Raw genomic sequence first — 17,309 nt, 5'->3', positions numbered from 1 at the left:
TTTTGCCCGAAGGCAACACGACTGTGCGAGTACACTAAAAAGTTTGACTTTGTCTTGGAACTGACCCTATAATAATTGGAGTGAGCATTTAAGCGATGCAGTGATTTCCACAGGGGGAGGGCAAAAATGGAAGCACGGATCGATAAAATCAAACATCAATTACAATCCAAAGGTTACAAATTAACACCCCAGCGGGAAGCCACTGTCCGAGTGCTCCTTGAGAACGAAGAAGACCATCTGAGTGCCGAGGATGTATTCATGCTCGTGAAGCAAAAGGCTCCCGAAATCGGTCTGGCCACCGTTTACCGTACCCTCGAGCTTCTGAGTGAACTGCATGTCGTGGAGAAAATCAACTTCGGCGACGGTGTCGCACGTTATGATCTGCGTACCGATACAAGCAAGCATCATCATCATCATCTGATTTGCGTGCAATGCGGAAGTATGGACGAGATCCGCGAAGACTGGTTGGGACCGCTCGAGGAGCGACTGGACAAGGAATTTGATTTCTCGGTTCTGGACCACCGACTCGATTTTTACGGGGTTTGTTACCGCTGCAAGGACAAAGAGCAGCAGGATGGCAGCCAGAATAATCCCGAATAATGAATTGAATAACTGAATTGGATACCAGAGACTCTCGCCCGATGTTTGGCTGTTCGGGAGGGAGTCTTTTTGCGTAACCGTCTAGCTTCTGACAGACGATACTATCAAATGACTGCAAAGGAGGCTGATTTCCAGTGAGTGATTATTTGGAGAGATTTATCCGTTATCTGACCGAAGAGAAGGGATTATCGCGGAATACGCTGGAATCGTACCAGCGGGACCTGAATCAGTTTCTGGAGTTCGCCGGACAACGTCAGCTGACAGAACCGGATCAGATCCGCAAAACACATATTGCCCTGTTCCTGGGAGAAATGCGCCAGATCGGCAGAGCGTCATCCACCATTACCCGGATGACGGTTTCCCTGCGTTCATTTTGCCAGTACCTTGTTCGGGAAGGGATTATTCAGCAGGACCCGTCTATACATATGGAAGCACCCAAAGCAGAGAAACGTCTGCCGCACGTTATGACTGTCGAGGAAATGGAGCGTCTGCTGGATGCTCCGGAAGCGTATACTTCGCAGGGAAGACGTGACCGCGCTATGCTGGAACTGCTGTATGCGACAGGCATACGCGTCTCCGAACTGATCTCGGTCAATGTAGAGGATGTACGGCTCGACCTGAGATTCCTGCGCTGTGCCAGTAGTTCCGGCAAGGAGCGGATCATTCCCATTACCGGTGTCACCGTCAAACGTGTAGGTGAATATATAGAAGAAGGCCGTCCGCAGTTGATCCGGAATCATCCGGAAGAACAGGCTCTTTTCGTGAATCAGCTCGGTACCAGGCTGACACGGCAAGGCTTTTGGAAAATTATCAAAAAGTATGCGCGTGAAGCAGGGATTGAGACCGATATCACTCCACATACACTGCGGCACTCTTTTGCTGCCCATCTGCTGGAAAATGGAGCCGATCTGCGCTCGGTACAGGAAATGCTCGGCCACGCTGACATCTCCACGACCCAGATCTATACCCAGGTATCCCGGAAAAATATGAAGGATGTATACGAGGCCCATCATCCGCGTGCCAATGCGACCTGATTTGCGGAGCAAGTGCAGTCAGCCTTTCATACGCTTCTGTGTCTGATTATTTGCACAAACAGTACGCTGCCGGGAAGGAGAATAAGTATGCCAAGAAGAAAGTATGGGACTGGCGATATTTTTATTATTCCGATGTATGATGGCAGATTGGCTATTTGTCAGATTATTTATGCACTGCGTGGGAGTTTGAGAAAGGCCCTTCCGTTTGGAGTGCTGCATATCGGTAGCGAAGAGCAGCTGCCTGATGGTCATGATGGGGAGTTTCTGACTTTCCAGAATCACAGGGGAACTTTTCAGATTATTTTTGGTGCGGCTTCCAATATCAATAAAGGCAGCTGGCGAGTGACAGGTCATCTGCCGCTGACGCCGGAAAAAGAAGCCATGCAAACGTTCCAATCCAGTACACATCTGTATCATGGAGATGAGTATCTCGGTGTGCTGCCACAGGAAGAGTGGCACAAGTATCCGGTACTTTCGGTAGCCGGTAACGAACGGGTCCAGCAGTACCTGGCACAATATGAACAGGCTGCCAGTCCCGTTACCAATATTGATCGTAAACCAATTTGAGGAGGCAATACAATGACAGCTATTACACAGGCAACTATTCAGGAAGCGGCAGCTTATATCCGTAGCCAGAGCGATATCACACCGGAAATCGGTCTGATCCTCGGCTCGGGTCTGGGGGTACTCGCAGATCTGGTTGAAGAAGGCGTATCTATTCCTTATAACAGTATTCCGCATTTCCCGGTATCCACGGTAGAAGGACATGACGGCGAACTGCTGCTGGGCAAAGTACAGGGCCGTCCGGTCGTTATGATGAAAGGCCGTTTCCATATGTATGAAGGCTATGGCCCGGAAGTGACAGCTTTCCCGGTACGCGTAATGAAAGAACTCGGCGTATCCAGCTTGCTGGTGACCAATGCAGCTGGCGGTGTGAATACATCGTATGAGCCAGGCGATCTGATGGTACTGAGCGACCATCTGAACATGACCGGTCGCAATCCACTGATCGGACCGAATGATTCCGCACTGGGTGTACGCTTCCCGGATATGTCCGAAGCCTACAGCCGCCGTCTGCGCCAGATCTTCAAGGATACAGCAGCACAGCAGGGACTGAAAGTACAGGAAGGTGTCTATGCAGGACTGCTTGGCCCTACGTATGAGACGCCTGCAGAGATTGTAATGCTGCGTACACTTGGCGCCGATGCTGTCGGAATGTCTACGGTATCCGAGACTATCGTAGCGCGTCATGCGGGTATCGAAGTACTCGGTATCTCCTGTATCACCAATATGGCAGCAGGTATCCTCGATCAGCCGCTGTCCCATGATGAAGTCATGGAGACGGCTGAGCGTGTACGTGATCAGTTCCTGAAGCTGGTACTGGCGGTTATTCCGCAAATGTAATAGCTTGCATAAGCAGACGATGCATGGTTTGTACCAATTGCTCGTTTGGTAACTATGTATATATTTGTCCATAAAGTATAAAAAGAGCCTGTGGATTATCCACAAGGCTCTTTTTGATATCTTGCTTTTTTGAATAGATTCCCAGGCAGACCATTATGCCAAACCTGCATGATCAGTAAACATTTGCTGATCGCTGTATAACGAGTCGCACAGTTTACCATAGCTGCCGGGCATGAATAGGTGCTATATATACAGCTGCATATATTTTCTCTGACTGCTGCTGTGGATTATATATGAATATCCTGTACACTTTCAATCGTCATACTGGTTGCTACCGCTTCTGCCGGATAAGCGTCATGTTCGCGCAAATGCCGGAAATCCAGACCGGTCAGTTCTTCAATATGGGCGACTTTGACCTGATACGTTTTGTAAGGTCCCAGTTCATCTTCGGTCTGCATTGTACGGAGCAGTCCTTTTTGCGAGATCAGATAAGCAGTGACAGAGAGCTGACCGTTATCCTTGACGATCGCAGCGACTTTCCAGTATTCTTCGGGCAGCTGGATGCCGCGGTAGGCAATATCACTGTCACGGAACACAGGCCCGGTGAAAATTGTAGCTTTGCGCTTGTTGCTACGGGCATGCTCCAAGATATAATCTTCCAGACCCAGCCAGGTATCCTGATTCAGGTCCTTGTGCTGGGGAGCGCAGTTGGTAAAGTGAAAAGTATCTACATTGGCGCGATCGGCATCCTTGCCCCAGATCGGATCCCGCCGCCGCACGAGATGGCCCCGATCCAGATCGTTATCTCGGTAAATCTCATCCCCACTCTGATACTGTTCATCCATACGCGAGTCATACCGCCACTTGTCCGACCGTCCGGCATCCTGAAGCTGGCTGCCATCGATATTGACTACCGTATAAATGGCGAGCCGCCGCGAACGGCTCATAACAATAGAGAAGTGGGTATAGTCGAGAATAATGGAACTGTTGTGCAGGGGAGCAATATCTTTGATCAGCTCTGCGCTTAGCCCCGGATGCGGAATCTCGTACTGCTCGCCGAGAAACTTGCTGTCATAGCCGTCTGCCTGTTCATACCAATCCATACCCATTGCTTCACCTACACGTATTTTCTCATCTGCATAACGCTCGTCCTGCGGTGCCATTATACCAGCCTCCTTGGATTGTAATAGAGCTCATACATTAAGTATCCAAATAAAGGGAGTTATAACCGGGTGAAGCGGCTATTTATTCTCCATAAGTCGATGAACCGACTGTATCGCTGTCTGCAGGGGGATCGCTATGGCCATTCTCTGCCGACTCTTCAGCCATATTGCTGTCGACCGGTGCCGGATTGGCTTCCGGACTGGTAAAGCGAAGACTGTTATCTGCTGCCTGAACTTCAAGCATAGCTCCGGTGACCTGACTGATCAGACGGGCCGGTACATAAATAAGATTATCCACCATCTTTGGTGCAGCGCTCAGCGTGATCGTTTTGCCGTTCAGCTGAGCATATTTGCTGTTCAGGGTGAAGCTGACAGTTCCACCAGCACTGGAAGTAGCGGTTACAGTTCTGGAAGACTGATCCCAGAACGGAACAAATCCGTAATGCGTCAGCAGCGGTTTGTAGGCTACGTAATTGACGCCATTTTCCCGGAAAGCAGGGATACGCGTGTCTGGCTGCTGATCATCAATCCATACGCTGACTGATGCAGAGACAGGCGAATCTGGAGTAGACCCGGTATTCTTTTTCGCCCAGAGAGCATAGCTTTCCTGAGCGAGCCATAGCCCGATTTTTTTGTTGCGTCGCCATTCTTCGGCAAAAGCAGAGACGGGCAGATGGGTCTCGCCTGGCTTGATCCCGATCTCCGGCGTGAAGGCAGGCCGTTTGAAAGCAGTAATAAACCAGTCGGTGTAGCCACCGCCCGACGAATCGCTGCGCTGCGGCATCAGCCGATAACCGGTATAATCGCTGAACAGTCGAGCCAGCCGCTTATCCCGCGGTAGATTGGCCGCTAGCGTATGAAAGCTCCAGTAAATAATCCGTCCGGCCGAATGATACGACACGGCAATTTCCGGATCAATCTCATAGGTGAAGTTCACCATAGCTTTGTTTTCCAGCGTTTGTACAGGGGAAGACCCTTTATGATTACGCCAGAACGGATAAGGGATATTCGCTTCCAGAGTAGACCAGTAAGAATCATACTGGCGATTCGGATCGATCCCCTGTAGGTTGGCTTTCCAGCGCTTGAAGTTCCGGCTGCCGCCATTCATGGTGATAAGTGCCTGATGAACCGAAGCGGGGAAAGCATCAAGACCCAGCTGTTGCAGAGTTACACCGTCCGGATTCACCATCGGAACAAACCAGATCCTGGTCTTGTTCAAAATGGCACGCGCATCATACCCTTCAAATTTGCGATTGGCACTGTAGGCAGCAGCATACTGCTCAATCATGTACATATTGAGTGTAGTAGTCAGCCACTCACGGGCATGATGAGAACCATTAATAAACAGAGTGGCTTCGCCATGACCCAGACCGACTGCCCAGATTTCCCGACCATAGCGGGTAGTACCAATAGAGCGATATTCGATAATATCCGGGTATTTGCTGGCGAGCGACTGAATATCTCTGGTTAGCCTTGTATAGGTATAAGTGGCTGACGGATCAACCACATTTCCGCTACGGGCTTCTGCGGTGGAGGGGATAAGGATATCAGGCAGAACCAGCAGTATGGACAGGAGAAGCAATATGATTTTTTTCAAAGCAATCCTCCTTGGGATTCATAATATGTATTCTTGCCGCTGAATAATGTATACGGATAAAAAAATGCAAAACGAAGCAGGAAATCACAGCAGCTTTTAACAATTATATCAATACTTTACATTAGGTAATATCAAAATTTGGCTTCTGCATGATTAAAATGAATAGAAGCAGCAATATAAATCGATCATGTCCAATTGATTTGACATATCGGTATAATTCGATATACAATACTCCGCATGAATGAAATTGACATTTTCAAGGCCCTTTCCAACGAGACACGCCTCAATATATTGAGATGGCTTGGAGAACCTGAGAAAAATTTCCCCAAACAGCAAGCACATTTGCCCAAGGAGGTTAGTATCAAAGGCGGCGTATGTGTAGGTGATATTCAGGATAAGGTAAATTTATCCCAGTCCACCGTCTCTCATTACTTGTCCATCATGCAAAAAGCTGGATTACTGGAGGCTGTACGTTACGGTCAGTGGACCTATTATCGTCGTAATGAGGATACCATCAAGAAATTGGCCCAGTTCTTGGATAAAGAAATCTGAATTCGGCTGATTTCTTTTTTGATTATGTATATCGAATATTCTCGATAAATAAATTAAGGGAGAGGGTTACTATTTCCAAATTACTGATATATCTGACAGCCATGATTGCAGGCATGTCACTCAGTATAGAAGCAGCGATTGGAGGAGCGCTGGGTGAGCATGTAGGCGAGCTGGAGAGTACTTATTACATTTTCATTATAGGAGCGATGGCTACGTTTCTGGTTACTCTGTTTTTTGGTAAAGGCGATTTGCGGCAGATTCTCACCGTACCTAAGTGGAATCTGACCGGCGGATTGCTGGGCGTCGTCTATCTGGCACTGCTAGTGATCAGCGTCACATTGATGGGCGTCGGCGTCTCGGTGACAGCGGTAATTGTCGGTCAGATTATTATGAGTATTCTGATTGAACATTTTGGCCTGCTCGGTTCGCCGCGTATTGCGTTTAACCGTAATCGTCTGATAGCTGTTGTGCTGCTGATGATATCCTTTGTGCTTGTATTATAGAGGGAGGTATTTATGAATATTATTATGCTGTTGCTGCCGCTGCTGGCAGGGATCGGGCTGAGTGTCCAATCCGCTGTCAATGGGACATTCGGCAAGCGGGTAGGTACGATAGAAAGTGCGTTTTTCACCTTTTTTACAGGAGCGATTTTCCTGACGATTATCGTAAACTTTTTTGGACAAGGGAATATACTGAATATTCATGAAGTTCCCAAATGGCAGCTGCTGTGCGCGATCTTCGGCGTAATCTATCTGTCTCTGATGGTACTGGCTGTACCGAAAATTGGCGTAACCGCAGCAGTCATCTCGGTCATCGTCGGTCAGCTGGTAGCGAGTATGGTGATCGACCATTTTGGCTGGTTCGAGAGTGAAGTGGTTCCGTTTGGCATCAAGCGGCTGATCGGAGTAGTACTGATGTGTATCGCACTGTATTTCGTTTTCCGTGAGAAAACAGATAAAAGTACTGCATCTTCATCCTAGGTTGCTATGCCAGACATATTATCCGAATACAGGCTGGCGGATAAAATAGACAGAGATAAAAGCTGCTCTAATCACAGGTACAGGCAAGACAATAGAATGCGTTAGGAAGCAGAGAATGTTAGTGGTACAATATGGAATTAAGACGGTGAACAGACAGACAGGATCGCTTGAATGCAGCCTGTCTGTTCTTTTACATAACAAATCTGTTCTCCTATCATTTATTTTTGGAGGGATACGATGCTGCAACCTGCACTGGTAGAGAAAATATTGAACGCTGCGCTGGAAAGCGGTGGCGATTTTGCAGAGATTTTTGTGGAAGACCGCACAGATCGTGATCTAGGAATGCTGGGCGGCGTAGTAGAACGTGCATTATCCGGACGCGATTATGGAATAGGCATTCGTATTCTTCAAGGTGTTTTTTCAGTCTATGCCTATACAAGCGATCTGCGTGAAGAGTATCTGATTGAGACAGCCCGCAAGGCTGCACGTGCACTCAAAGGATCATCCGGCGATCTGGTGCTGAATTTTAACCAAATTCAATTCGAAGATCGTCACCCCATTTTGCAGCGCCCATCGGCAGCGCAGAACAGCCGCAAAATCGAACTGATGCGTCAGGCGCATGAAGCACTGAAAACGTCTCATCCGTTGATCGAGCAGACCTCGGTCGGTATCCTGAATTGGGAGCAAAAGGTGCTGATTGCCAATTCGGATGGATTATGGGCGGAAGATACACGAACCTACACACGAATGCGCATGAGCGCAATTGCGGTAGACGGTACGCAGCGCCAGTCGGGATTCCGTGGACCGGGAGCCTATGCGGGATTGGAACTGCTGGAGCAGATGGATATTGCAGCAGAAGCGCGCGAAGCCGGACGAATCGCGGGTACGATGGTCAAGGCTGGTTATGCGCCAAGCGGACAATTCCCGGTAGTGATCGAGAATGGCTTTGGCGGTGTGCTATTCCACGAAGCCTGCGGACATGGTCTCGAATCGACAGCGGTTGGTATCGGCGCTTCCGTATTTGCTGGCAAGCTGGGTCAGCAGATCGCTTCACCACTCGTTACGGCGATTGACGATGGCACGATCCCGAATGCCTGGGGCTCGCTCAATATCGACGATGAAGGGATGCCTACCCAGCGCAATGTACTGATTGAGAATGGTATTCTCAAAGGCTATCTGATCGACAAAGTAGGATCTCGTCGCATGAATATGCCACCTACCGGTTCCGGCAGACGCCAGTCGTACAAATTCGCACCGGCATCACGGATGAATAATACTTTTATTGCAGAAGGCAGCTCTACCCGCGAAGAGATGATTGCCAATACAGAATACGGTATTTATGCCAAATCCATGGGTGGCGGCTCGGTAAATACAGCGACCAGTGATTTTAACTTTGCGATTAACGAAGCCTATATGATTCGCAATGGTCAGATCGCTGAACCGGTCAAGGGAGCAACACTGATCGGCAAAGGACTGGAAGCCCTGCAGCATATCGATATGGTCGGCAATAACCTGGATCATGGACAGGGCATGTGCGGCTCTATCAGCGGCAGTCTGCCGGTGAACTGCGGTCAGCCGACACTGCGTGTATCCAAAATGACCATTGGCGGCAGAAAGGGGGAATAAGCAGATGAATATTACCGATTTTCAGGAAATGTTGTTCCGTCAGGGGGAGCAGTATGGATATACCGATATGGAAATTTATTATTCCGGCAGCCGGGCCATCTCGGTTGTGGTGCGTCAGAGTGAAGTAGATACCTACCGGATTACGGAGACGAATGGATTATCATTCCGCGGCGTAATCGGTGGCAAGATGGGTTATGCTTTTACCGAGAAAATTGCCGAAGACAGTATGATGTTCCTGCTGGAAGAAGCGGAAGGCAATGCCGCAGTATTGGAAATGGAAGATGACGATGAATTGTTCGCCGGTTCGGAACAGTACCCGCAGCTGAATACCTATTCTGCGCTGCTGATGCAGACCGATCCGGATATATTGATTCAGGCGGCGCAAAAGGTGGAACGTGCTGTACTGGCAAGCGATGAACGAATCAGCATGGTACGACAGAGTGCTGCCAGTGTACGGGAACACGAACTGCTTATTGCCAATACAAGAGGACTGCACTGCCATCAGCAGGACAGCGTGGGCAGTGTAAGCGTCTATCTGCTGGCCGGAGAAGGGCAGGATACGGTAACAGGAGGCTGGTTCGAATATTCCCTGACCGATTTCTCCGAGATCCAGCTAGAACAAATCGCAGCGCGTGCGGTAGAAGAGACGGTATCCAAGCTGGGTGCTGCGTCGGTACCTTCGGATAATTATCCGGTTATTCTGCGGGAGGATGCCGCTTCCAGTCTGCTGCAGACTCATGCTTCGATTTTCTCGGCAGAAAATGTGGAAAAAGGCTTTTCCAGTCTTGTCGGCAAACTCGGCCAGCGCATTGCAGGCAGCAATATTACTCTGATCGATGATCCGCTGATGCCAGGCGTTCCGGGAGCATCTATCTTTGATGCCGAAGGGGTAGCCGCGCGCCGTAATGAACTGATTCAGGAAGGAACACTGATGACATTCCTGCATAATCGCAAAACAGCGGCCAAAGCAGGAGCAGAGACAACTGGTAATGCTTCCAAAGGTGGATACAAAGGCAAAATCGGTGTATCCTATCACAATCTGTATCTGCAGCCAGGTACACGCAGCCTGGACGAACTGATCGCTTCGACCGAACGCGGCATTCTGATCACCGAGCTGCAGGGGCTGCATGCCGGTACCAATCCGACCAGCGGGAATTTTTCACTGGCTTGTCTGGGCTATCTGATCGAGAATGGCAAAATCAGCCGTCCGGTGAACCAGATCACGGTCTCTGGCAATTTTTATGATCTGCTTGGTGAGGTGGAGGAGCTGGGTAATGACCTGAGATTTACCGGCAGCTGTACCTCGCCTTCGCTCAAAATTGCTTCATTGTCGATTTCAGGTTCTTGATCTGACATGAGGATCGATGGGACCAGGCAATAGATAGGATTGAATAATAGCTAAAACAATCAAAAAGCCAAAGCCTGCTGTTGAGTAGCTTTGGCTTTTTGATATATTCATTCGAATGAGATAGCAGAAAAAGGAATGGAATTTGAATAGTATTTCTCAGAAGCATGCCGTCTAATGGTAAAATGGAAGGAAACCCCTAACTTCACCAGGCAAGCTGCATCAGCCCCATATAATACAAATGTTCAGTACAATAGTCCATTCTGCACCTGTAGGAACCGTTCTATACTGACTGTACATTCAAATGAACGAACGGAGGACAACAATGTATTTACATGGAACAAGCAAGATCAACGAGCAGGGACATCTGGAAATTGGCGGTTGTGATACGGTTGCTCTAAAAGAACAGTATGGCACGCCTTTATATATTATGGACGAACAGTTGATTCGTCAGCGCTGTAGAGAATACATGGATGCTTTCCGGGCAACAGGGATGCAGTTCCAGGTGGCTTATGCGAGCAAGGCATTTTGCACAATGGCTATGTGCCGGCTAGTAGAAGAAGAAGGATTGTCACTGGATGTCGTCTCGGATGGAGAATTGTATACAGCGATGCAGGCGGGGTTCCCTGTCGAGCGCATCCACTTCCACGGCAACAACAAGACGCCGGAAGAGCTGGAGCTGGCGCTGGATGCAGGTATTGGCTGCTTTGTAGTCGATAATCTGATCGAGCTGCATCTGCTCAACGCGATCGCTGCGGAAAAAGGGCTGCAGCCCAAAATTCTGCTGCGCGTGACTCCAGGTGTAGAAGCGCATACGCATGAATTTATTTCCACCGGTCAGGAAGATTCCAAGTTTGGCTTTGATATCGGCAACGGTTCGGCGTATGAAGCAGTTGTACAGGCAGATCAGCTGTCCAGCGTTGAGCTGCTCGGTCTGCATTCGCATATCGGTTCGCAGATTTTTGAAGTGGATGGTTTTGAAGTGGCCGCTCAGCGTGTAGCCGAATTCGCCCGTCAATTGCAGCGGGATAAAGGCATTTACTTCTCTGTTATCAATCTGGGCGGCGGATTCGGTATCCGGTACACTGCGGAAGACAGTCCGCTCCAGGTAGCCGATTATGTGCAGGCTATTGCGAACTCGATTCAGAAAAATTTTGCAGACAGTGATGGAGCGGTACCGCAGATCTGGATTGAGCCGGGTCGCAGTATCGTCGGTGATGCTGGCACAACATTGTATACTGTAGGTACGAGTAAAGACATTCCCGGCATTCGCAAATATGTATCCGTCGACGGCGGGATGTCGGACAACCCGCGTACAGCCCTATATGATGCCAAATACGAAGCCGTGATCGCCAACCGTGCCCACGATGATTCGTCCGAACTGGTATCGGTTGCCGGTAAATGCTGTGAGAGTGGAGATATGCTGATCTGGGATATTGAACTGGCTCATCCGGTGTCCGGTGATCTGCTCGCTGTCGCTTGTACGGGTGCCTATAATTATTCCATGGCGAGTAATTACAACCGTCTGCGCCGTCCGGCAGTCGTACTGGTTAGTGAAGGGAACAGTGATGTCATTGTCAGCCGGGAAAGTTATGCAGATCTGGTAGGCAATGATCTGGTTCCTGCTCGTCTGCAGGCATCTGCAGCTCTGCGCAGCTAATCGTTTATCGCGAGATACGCCGTAATTGCTATAATCTTTTGCGTTGAAATGAATTTCATAGTAAACTGGTAGGGTGCTGTGCTGATCGCCTTTGCGGGTATTCAGCATGGCATCCTGTATGTATTTTCAATATACAGCTTGTTGAATAGACTCAATAATGCTGATCCACGAGAGGAGATAGATGATTATGACAAAACAAGCGAAAATCAAATTGGAAAACGGCGGCGAGGTTGTTATCGACCTGTTCGATCAAGACGCTCCAAACACAGTGGCTAACTTTGAGAAACTGGCAAGCGAAGGTTTCTACAACGGTCTGGTCTTCCACCGCGTTATCCCTGGTTTCGTAGCTCAGGGCGGATGCCCTAATGGTACAGGTACAGGTGGTCCGGGTTACATGATCGATTGCGAAATCAACCCGAATAAACATGAGCGCGGTTCCCTGGCAATGGCTCACGCCGGCCGCAACACAGGCGGAAGCCAGTTCTACATCGCTTACCAACCACAGCCTCACCTGGATGGACAGCACACTGTTTTCGGTAAAGTCGTAAAAGGTATGGAATACGTTGATGCATTCCAAGGCCGCGACAAAATGGAAACTGTTGAAGTTGTAGAAGTATAATTAAGTGCAATATTGAAATCATATTGTTCGCGCGCTCTGTTATAGAGTGTGCTGGCGAAATCAAACAGGCTGCTCCATGTCATTGCGACATGGGCAGCCTGTTTTTTATTTTTAATGAAACCTATATAATAGCGGATCAGTCTATCTATTTCGTTTTTGTTATATGGATTGTGTGTTTTGTGTTTTGTGTTATGTAGCCAAAACGCTATATTTCTATAAACAGGCGTAATTTCAAATATTTTTCAAAATATAGTCGTTTTCGAATCGTTGACTTTATTCCTTCTCATCTACCCAAAACAATTCATCCAGTGATTGATGGACCGCATAACAAATCTCCAGGCACAATCGTAATGTAGGATTATAGCTGCCTTTTTCAATCAGACTGATCGTCTGACGGGTTACACCAATCTGGTCAGCCAGCTGCTGCTGGGTAAATCCTGCTTGTACGCGCGCCTGCTTCACTCTATTTTCCAAATCATCCACCTCTTATTCTATGTAATATATATATTGCATAGTGTAAATTATAGTTTACATCTTCGTTAAACATAATAACGTTATGTTTATTTTTGTGAGAATCTGTGCTAATTTATATAACAAGTAACGAGACGACTGTTGGCTCTGTCCCTATGAAGCGTTGAAGTGGTATCTGAATTCTATGTATCCAGGCCAGGAGGTTGAGGCAATGCAACATGACACAGATGGACCGCATAGACTGCTGCTGCGCAAGGCGATGCTGCTGAGCGGTGAGCAGGTGGATGTACTGATTACAGACGGGATCATTTCCTGGATTCAACCATCCGATATAGGGAATCAGGATTCTGCATATGATGATTCGGCTATGCAGCAGGTCAATTGTGAAGGTTGGTATCTGACCAGCGGCTGGATCGATATGCATGTGCATGCCTACTCGGAATTGTCTCCGTATGGAGACGAGATTGACAAGATTGGTATCCACCATGGAGTGACGACTATTGTGGACGCCGGCAGCTGTGGAGGCGATGATATTCATGAACTGCTTTATCAGAGCGAGGGTACACGTACATCGCTATTGGCTTTTCTGAATATTTCCCGGATCGGGCTGCGGCGCGTCGACGAGCTGTCCAATCTGGAGTGGATCGACGCCGATCAGGTAAAAAAGGCTGTACAGCATTATCCCGATTATATTGTCGGACTGAAAGCCCGAATCAGTTCCAGTGTGGTACAGGAGCAGGGCATTAAGCCGCTGCGACGGGCTCGGGAGCTGTCTACCCAGACGAATCTGCCTTTGATGGTACATATCGGTTCAGGACCGCCGGATATCCGGGAGGTACTGAATCTGCTGGAAGCAGGAGATATCGTGACGCATTATCTTAATGGCAAATCGAATAACCTGTTTGATGCAGCAGGGGATCCGCTGCCGGAATTGACAGCTGCTTTGCAGCGGGGGATTCATCTGGATGTGGGTCACGGGTCAGCCAGTTTTTCTTTTCGTGTAGCCGAGCAGGCCCGGCATGCCGGAATTCCGCTATATACGATCAGTACGGATATTTATCGACGTAACCGACTCAATGGACCGGTGTATAATATGTCCAACGTACTGAGTAAATTCCTGTACCTGGGATATGAACTAGCCGATATTATGGAAGCGGTAACGGTAAATGCAGCAGAGTGGCTGAATCGTCCGGAATTGGCTGATATGAACCTCGGACAGCAAGCGAATCTCACATTGTTTGCGATTGAGCCGGGGCCGGTTCTGTTAACCGATTCGGAAGGTGAACAGCGGACAGCCTCACAATATATCGAAGCGAAAGGAGTCGTCAAAGATGGAGCATACTTTGCATGCCAAATACGGACTCAAGCGAGTCATTAATGCGAGTGGACGGATGAGTATCCTCGGTGTATCTGCACCTACCGATACGGTAATGGAGGCGATGAAAACAGGTGGCCAGAGCTATGTCGAGATTGCTGATCTGGTGAACAAGGCAGGCGATTATATTGCCCGGCTGATCGGATCGGAAGCGGCTGTTGTCGTCAATTCGGCATCCAGTGGAATCGCCCTCTCGGTAGCAGCGATAATTACAGAAGGGAATATCCGGCGCAGCCTGCGGCTTCATCAGGAGCCGATCGGTCGTAACGAGATTCTGATGTTCAAGGGCCACAATGTACAGTATGGAGCACCGGTCGAGACTATGGTTTATCTGGGAGGCGGGAAGGTTGTAGAGGTAGGTTATGCGAATGAAGGACGAGCCGAACATTTGGAAGAGGCGATCACCGAGCATACCGCAGCGATCCTGTATGTAAAATCTCATCATGCCGTGCAGAAAAACATGATTACATTCGAAGAAGCCTGGGAAGTGGCGCATCGTCACCATATTCCGATGATTATTGATGCGGCTGCCGAAGAAGAATTATCCAAATATATTGCCTACTCCGATCTGGTTATCTTCAGCGGTTCCAAAGCGATCGAAGGGCCGACCTCCGGCATTGTAGCTGGTAAACGCATGTATGTGGAGTGGCTCAAAATCCAGCTGCAGGGTATCGGACGGAGCATGAAAGTGGGCAAGGAAACCACATTTGGTCTGCTGCAGGCACTGGATGAGTATCAGGACAAACCCGATCGCAGCGAACAGGAGAAGCAGGCACTGCAGGACATAATGATGCCGCTGTCCGGGCAGCAAGGGATTACGGTCAAGATTGTTCAGGATGAGGCAGGCCGAGCTATTTTCCGCGGCAGAGTACATATTGATTCGTCTGTGGCACAGCTGACTGCGCAGGAAGTCAATGATCGTCTGCGTGAAGGAGATATTGCTATTTATACACGGGATTATGGCGTCAAGCAGGGCTATTTTGATATTGATCCGCGTCCGCTGCTGGGAGATGATCTGGAAATCATCGCAAGCCGTATTCGCGAGATTACAGGAGGCTGACCAATGACCAACTTATCCGCAAGACTGTATCGCAACCGCGCAGCATTAAATGTGCTGGCAGGCAGTATCGATAATGCCAGGCAGGTATTTGAAGCTGCACAGGGCCACGTACTGGTCGGTGTATTGTCCAAAAATTATCCTGACGCTCCATCAGCCGCAGAAGCAATGCAGGCCTACGGTGCAGCTATCGAAAATGCAGTATCGATAGGGCTCGGAGCAGGAGATAACCGTCAGGCGGCAGTAGTCGCCGAGATTGTTCGCAGCTATCCGGGAGCGCATATCAATCAGGTATTTCCGGCTGTAGGTGCTACACGGGCCAATCTGGGCAGCAGAGACAGCTGGATCAATAGTCTGGTCTCGCCCAGCGGCCGTCCGGGATATGTGAATATCTCGACAGGGCCGGCCAGTGCGGCCGGTACCGAGCCGGCAATCGTACCTGTCAGAGCGGCGATTGCACTGATTCGAGATATGGGTGGCAACGCCATCAAGTACTTTCCAATGAAAGGTCTGGAACTGGAAGCAGAGTACCGTGCAGTCGCAGCAGCATGTGCCGAAGAGCAGTTTGCCCTCGAACCGACAGGCGGCATAGATCTTGATAATTTTGGGGCTATCGTGCAAATCGCACTGGAAGCAGGTGTACCCCAGGTGATTCCGCATGTATATTCGTCGATTATAGATCCGGCCACTGGAGATACATCGGTGAAACATGTACAGACCCTGCACCGTACATTAACTGAACTGGTGGATCGCTATGCCTGAGATTCCTGCAGATGCACAGAGTGGAGCAGGTTGTCGTGTGGCGGCTTTTGGCGAAGTGATGATGCGTCTTCAGGTGCCAGGCTATGAGACGCTGGCACAAGGTAGTGAATTGAAATATACATTTTCCGGTACGGGAGTGAATATTGCCTCAGCGCTATCCCGGCTGGGGCATGACGGTTATCTGGTCACTACGCTGCCCTCCAATCCGTTGGGAGAGGCAGCAATCGCGTATTTGCGAAGATTGGGTATCTCGACCTCGCTGATTCAGCGCAGTGGTAAATATATCGGCATGTACTTTTTGGAAAATGGTTTTGGCCCGCGTCCGGGCAGGGTGACGTATACCGATCGCCTGGGCAGCAGCTTTAATACAGCGGATCCGGATAATTATGATTATGAGCAGATTGCCGGGCGAGTCGGATTGATCCATTTTTGCGGCATCACGCTGGCTATGAACGAGCAGGTACGCCAGCAAATGAAGCAGTTGGCAGCAGCTGTACGTCGGCAGAATGGACAGGTCGTCTTCGATTGTAATTACCGACCGACTCTCTGGGGGAATGACAGCTATGAGATCGCTCGTCCCCATTATGAGCAGATGCTGGAGCATGCAGATATCGTTATGATGAACGAACGGGATGCCGTAAGCATACTTGGCATGAGTACAGGCACACTAGATCGGCTTGACCAATTAAAACAATTGATTCCACAGGTCGCGAAGAAGTATGATATTGCTGTGATTGCCGGAACTCACCGGGCGATTCATGAGAATACTATGCATTCGCTTCAAGGGTACATTTACAAGAACGGCACATTTGTCTTTTCCCAAATCCTCACGTTTCCGGTGCATGACCGGATCGGTGCGGGTGATGCCTATACTGCTGGTATTATTCATGGACAATTGACCGGCATGGCTATGCAGCAAATGGTTGATTATGCAGCCACCGCAGCGATGCTGGCCCATACGGTGACAGGCGATACTCCGCTCTCGACCGATATGGAGATTCGGCAGGCCATGATGATGCAGGGCAGGGATGTAGACAGGTGACAAGCAGAAAGGCAGGGACATT

At 49.2% G+C, this 17,309-nt stretch carries 18 protein-coding genes; 15 read left to right on the top strand and 3 right to left on the bottom strand.

What is annotated here, in order from left to right; all coding sequences use genetic code 11:
- Nucleotides 1–126: 126 nt before the first annotated feature.
- From fur to AR543_RS16920, 4 genes are all read left to right on the top strand, one after another.
- Nucleotides 127–600, top strand: coding sequence for a ferric iron uptake transcriptional regulator (gene fur / locus AR543_RS16935; protein ID WP_060535610.1), 474 nt, complete (start codon nucleotides 127–129; stop codon nucleotides 598–600).
- 134 nt (nucleotides 601–734) lie between these two features.
- Nucleotides 735–1,634: a site-specific tyrosine recombinase XerD gene (gene xerD / locus AR543_RS16930; protein ID WP_060535609.1), complete on the top strand. Its 900-nt coding sequence runs from the start codon at nucleotides 735–737 to the stop codon at nucleotides 1,632–1,634.
- Between the two features lie 87 nt (nucleotides 1,635–1,721).
- The gene (locus AR543_RS16925) at nucleotides 1,722–2,201 is read left to right on the top strand and encodes an Imm26 family immunity protein (protein WP_060535608.1); all 480 of its coding nucleotides are present in this window, start codon (nucleotides 1,722–1,724) and stop codon (nucleotides 2,199–2,201) included.
- Between the two features lie 12 nt (nucleotides 2,202–2,213).
- Nucleotides 2,214–3,038, top strand: a complete 825-nt coding sequence (locus AR543_RS16920; RefSeq protein WP_060535607.1) for a purine-nucleoside phosphorylase — start codon at nucleotides 2,214–2,216, stop codon at nucleotides 3,036–3,038.
- A 287-nt stretch (nucleotides 3,039–3,325) separates the two neighbouring features.
- Here AR543_RS16920 and AR543_RS16915 read toward each other — a convergent pair whose 3' ends face one another.
- Nucleotides 3,326–4,201 carry a DNA/RNA non-specific endonuclease gene (locus tag AR543_RS16915; protein ID WP_060535606.1) on the bottom strand — a complete coding sequence of 292 codons (876 nt, stop codon included), beginning with the start codon at nucleotides 4,199–4,201 and terminating at the stop codon, nucleotides 3,326–3,328.
- An 82-nt stretch (nucleotides 4,202–4,283) separates the two neighbouring features.
- The gene (locus AR543_RS24355; protein ID WP_158523988.1) at nucleotides 4,284–5,798 is read right to left on the bottom strand and encodes a M14 family zinc carboxypeptidase; all 1,515 of its coding nucleotides are present in this window, start codon (nucleotides 5,796–5,798) and stop codon (nucleotides 4,284–4,286) included.
- A gap of 237 nt (nucleotides 5,799–6,035) precedes the next feature.
- Here AR543_RS24355 and AR543_RS16905 point away from each other — a divergent pair, with 237 nt between their 5' ends.
- The 7 genes from AR543_RS16905 to AR543_RS16875 all read left to right on the top strand — a co-directional run bounded on the left by AR543_RS16905 (nucleotide 6,036) and on the right by AR543_RS16875 (nucleotide 12,580).
- Nucleotides 6,036–6,350: an ArsR/SmtB family transcription factor gene (locus tag AR543_RS16905; protein WP_017814346.1), complete on the top strand. Its 315-nt coding sequence runs from the start codon at nucleotides 6,036–6,038 to the stop codon at nucleotides 6,348–6,350.
- 35 nt (nucleotides 6,351–6,385) lie between these two features.
- The gene (locus AR543_RS16900) at nucleotides 6,386–6,853 is read left to right on the top strand and encodes a DMT family transporter (RefSeq protein ID WP_418304229.1); all 468 of its coding nucleotides are present in this window, start codon (nucleotides 6,386–6,388) and stop codon (nucleotides 6,851–6,853) included.
- A 12-nt stretch (nucleotides 6,854–6,865) separates the two neighbouring features.
- Nucleotides 6,866–7,330, top strand: coding sequence for a DMT family transporter (locus tag AR543_RS16895; protein WP_060535604.1), 465 nt, complete (start codon nucleotides 6,866–6,868; stop codon nucleotides 7,328–7,330).
- Nucleotides 7,331–7,567: 237 nt separating this feature from the next.
- Nucleotides 7,568–8,956, top strand: a complete 1,389-nt coding sequence (locus tag AR543_RS16890; protein ID WP_060535603.1) for a TldD/PmbA family protein — start codon at nucleotides 7,568–7,570, stop codon at nucleotides 8,954–8,956.
- A gap of 4 nt (nucleotides 8,957–8,960) precedes the next feature.
- On the top strand, nucleotides 8,961–10,304 hold the full coding sequence (locus AR543_RS16885; RefSeq protein WP_060535602.1) for a TldD/PmbA family protein: 1,344 nt from the start codon (nucleotides 8,961–8,963) through the stop codon (nucleotides 10,302–10,304).
- A 322-nt stretch (nucleotides 10,305–10,626) separates the two neighbouring features.
- On the top strand, nucleotides 10,627–11,961 hold the full coding sequence (lysA, locus tag AR543_RS16880) for a diaminopimelate decarboxylase (protein WP_060535601.1): 1,335 nt from the start codon (nucleotides 10,627–10,629) through the stop codon (nucleotides 11,959–11,961).
- A 187-nt stretch (nucleotides 11,962–12,148) separates the two neighbouring features.
- Entirely contained in the window at nucleotides 12,149–12,580 is a 432-nt protein-coding gene (locus tag AR543_RS16875) for a peptidylprolyl isomerase (protein ID WP_017814352.1), read from the top strand.
- A 273-nt stretch (nucleotides 12,581–12,853) separates the two neighbouring features.
- Here AR543_RS16875 and AR543_RS16870 read toward each other — a convergent pair whose 3' ends face one another.
- Nucleotides 12,854–13,054 (bottom strand): helix-turn-helix transcriptional regulator, encoded by a 201-nt coding sequence (locus AR543_RS16870; protein WP_060535600.1) that lies wholly within the window; start codon nucleotides 13,052–13,054, stop codon nucleotides 12,854–12,856.
- A 208-nt stretch (nucleotides 13,055–13,262) separates the two neighbouring features.
- Here AR543_RS16870 and AR543_RS16865 point away from each other — a divergent pair, with 208 nt between their 5' ends.
- Genes AR543_RS16865 through AR543_RS16850 form a run of 4 tightly spaced genes read left to right on the top strand, consistent with a single transcriptional unit; the run spans nucleotide 13,263 to nucleotide 17,287 of the window.
- Complete coding sequence (locus tag AR543_RS16865) at nucleotides 13,263–14,429, top strand: amidohydrolase/deacetylase family metallohydrolase (RefSeq protein WP_060535599.1); 1,167 nt, start codon at nucleotides 13,263–13,265, stop codon at nucleotides 14,427–14,429.
- Nucleotides 14,383–15,486, top strand: coding sequence for a DgaE family pyridoxal phosphate-dependent ammonia lyase (locus AR543_RS16860; protein WP_060535598.1), 1,104 nt, complete (start codon nucleotides 14,383–14,385; stop codon nucleotides 15,484–15,486). The genes AR543_RS16865 and AR543_RS16860 overlap by 47 nt, the downstream gene beginning before the upstream one ends.
- A 3-nt stretch (nucleotides 15,487–15,489) precedes the next feature.
- A complete protein-coding gene (gene dagF / locus AR543_RS16855; RefSeq protein ID WP_060535597.1) occupies nucleotides 15,490–16,245 on the top strand; it encodes a 2-dehydro-3-deoxy-phosphogluconate aldolase in 756 nt (251 codons plus the stop codon).
- Nucleotides 16,238–17,287: a sugar kinase gene (locus tag AR543_RS16850; RefSeq protein WP_060535596.1), complete on the top strand. Its 1,050-nt coding sequence runs from the start codon at nucleotides 16,238–16,240 to the stop codon at nucleotides 17,285–17,287. The genes dagF and AR543_RS16850 overlap by 8 nt, the downstream gene beginning before the upstream one ends.
- Nucleotides 17,288–17,309: the final 22 nt, after the last annotated feature.

The organism is Paenibacillus bovis, assembly GCF_001421015.2.
Lineage (GTDB): Bacteria > Bacillota > Bacilli > Paenibacillales > Paenibacillaceae > Saccharibacillus > Saccharibacillus bovis.
Note: the sequence above shows the minus strand (reverse complement) of the source record. Positions and strands in the feature narration are given on the sequence as shown.